Genomic DNA, 2369 nt, shown 5'->3' on the forward strand with positions numbered 1-2369 from the left:
AAACTGCATGGAAGAATACAAGTATTTTAACATTCAGAACGCCGCAGGAGAGGTTGCCCATATTTTACTCTATGACAAAATCGGGGTAGATGAAGAAGGCAAAGGTATCTCCGGACGACGCTTTGCTGAAGAACTGTTTCGGTTAGCGAAACGCTTTCGCCGCATCAACGTGCGGATCAACTCACCAGGGGGTAAAATCACCGACGGCTTGTCTATTTGTGCCGCCATTCTCAACATCAACCAAAGTACGCCTAATGTGCGCATTGATACTTATGTAGATGGGCTTGCCCTGAGCATTGCGGGGCTGATTGCGGTATGTGGCAAAAAAGTAGGCATGTGCAATTTTGCCAAATTGATGCTCCACAACCCTTTTATTGGGGGTAAAAATGGCACTCAAAATGGCGGGATAGAGCAACACGAGACCTTGATGCAGGTCAAAGAAATGTTGCTCACCCTGCTTGCTACCCGCACGGGACAAAAGGTAGAGGATTTATCTGTCATGATGAACCAAACTACCTGGCTGAGCGCCAACGAAGCCAAACGCCAGGGCTTTGTGGATGAGGTATTTGAACACCCCAAAAAGAAAAACCTGGCGCCGTCTGTGGCAGCGGCCGGAAACGATGCGGCAAGTCTCTTTGATATTTTCAATGAGTACCCCTTTGAAATTTCACCCAAACCAACAACACCTAAAATTCAAGATACAACGATGGATTTAACCCCTGAACAAGCCGAGCAGCTCCGGAACGAGGTGCAAGGCTATAAAGGCGACCTGACCGCTGTGCTCAATGCCTGTGGGCTACCCACCGATGCGGGACGTGACGGCATTCTTGGACATGTCGAAGGACTCAGAAACGAGATCAAACGCCTTAAATCGCTTGACCTCAAAATTGAGAGCTACAAAACCAATGTCGAAAACCTGGAAAACGAAAAGAAAAGGTTACACGATGAGGTAGCCGAAATGAAAAAACATGAAGCCATTGCCTTGGTAGAGAATGCCATCAAAGAAGGGAAAATTGCCCCGGTAAAAAAGGAAAAATGGCTTAACCACGCCTACGACAACTATGACATGGTGCGCGATACGCTTGCCGATATGCCTACCCACCCTAACCTGGTCAGTAAGATTAAGGCTATGGGTACAAGTAGCCACGAAGCCGGAGCAAACGCTGGTTTTGAGGAGTTGAGCTTCAGCGAACTCTCCAACCAGTTTCCTGAAAAGCTGATGCTGATCAAAGAAGAAAACCCGGTGCTTTACAAAGAGCTGTTCCGCAAGGAATACGGTACCGAGCCAGTGCTTTAAGCTGTTTTTTAGTCAAGAGTCGGGAGTCAGGAGCTTTTTCAGTTTTTCAGCCTTCCGATTATTTCAAAACATTTACACTAAATATTTAAAAAAAATCATGGCAGGAGTTCATAAGGAAATCTGGACGGGCGAGGTAATTCGCAAGTTCAGAAAAGATACCTCATTTATGAATCGCATTCCAGATCGCAGCGATCTGGTCAATAACAAAGTAATTCACCTTACCGAGTTGGGAGCCGACCCCAAAGTACTCATCAATAACAGTACTTACCCCATTGCCACGGTAAACGACGTGGACTCGGATGTGGCCATCAGCCTGGACAAGTTTGACACCGAAAACACCTCAGTATCGGACGATACCTTGTACGCCATTTCGATTGATAAAATGGGCGAAACCACCACCAAACACACCGAATCGATGCGCGAGGCAACGGGCGACAAGGCCATTCACGCTTTTGCCCCGGCAAGCAATACCGCGCGCACTCCGGTGATTGTGACCAGTGGCGAAGCGGTGAGCGAAGATGGGATTACCCGGAACCGTATGGTGCCCGGCGATGTGGCTCACCTCAAACGCCGTTGGGATGATGCCAATGTGCCCAAACAAGGCCGAGAGTTGATTCTTTCGCCTGCCCACGTCCAGGATTTGATTACTACCCACGAAAGCTTTCGTGACCAGTACGCAAATATTAGAGAAGGGCAACCCCTTCGTTTGTATGGCTTTATGATCGGCGAATACACCTCTTTGCCTTATTATGCCACCAGCGGCATCAAGAAAGCTTTTGGCAGTTTATACAACCCTGGCACTGACCGCATTGCCAGCGTAGGTTTTGTAAACTCGGAGATGTTTAAGGCACGCGACCGGGAGGTAAAAATGTACTGGCAACGCTCTGAAAACAACCCTCGTTTGCGCCAGCACGAAGTGGGCTTCCGCCTGTACTTTGTGGCGTTGCCCAAAGCCAACCGTGCGGTAGGGGCAATTGTGGGGTAAAAATCAATTGTTGTTGCTACGCTCATTGTTCCATTTTAAATGGTTTTATGGCTCTATGGTTTTATGGTTGGGCGAAGCCATTCTACT

2 protein-coding genes are annotated in these 2369 nt (G+C 48.1%); both read left to right on the plus strand.

Annotated elements, in window-relative coordinates:
• Positions 1–1297 (plus strand): head maturation protease, ClpP-related (locus tag Q0954_RS33635; RefSeq protein WP_299466366.1); only part of this gene is annotated, 1297 nt, incomplete at its 5' end.
• Between the two features lie 97 nt (positions 1298–1394).
• Positions 1395–2282, plus strand: a complete 888-nt coding sequence (locus Q0954_RS33640) for a hypothetical protein (protein WP_002704294.1) — start codon at positions 1395–1397, stop codon at positions 2280–2282.
• The last annotated feature ends 87 nt before the right edge of the window (positions 2283–2369 follow it).

This window comes from uncultured Microscilla sp., assembly GCF_947493425.1.
GTDB lineage: Bacteria > Bacteroidota > Bacteroidia > Cytophagales > Microscillaceae > Microscilla.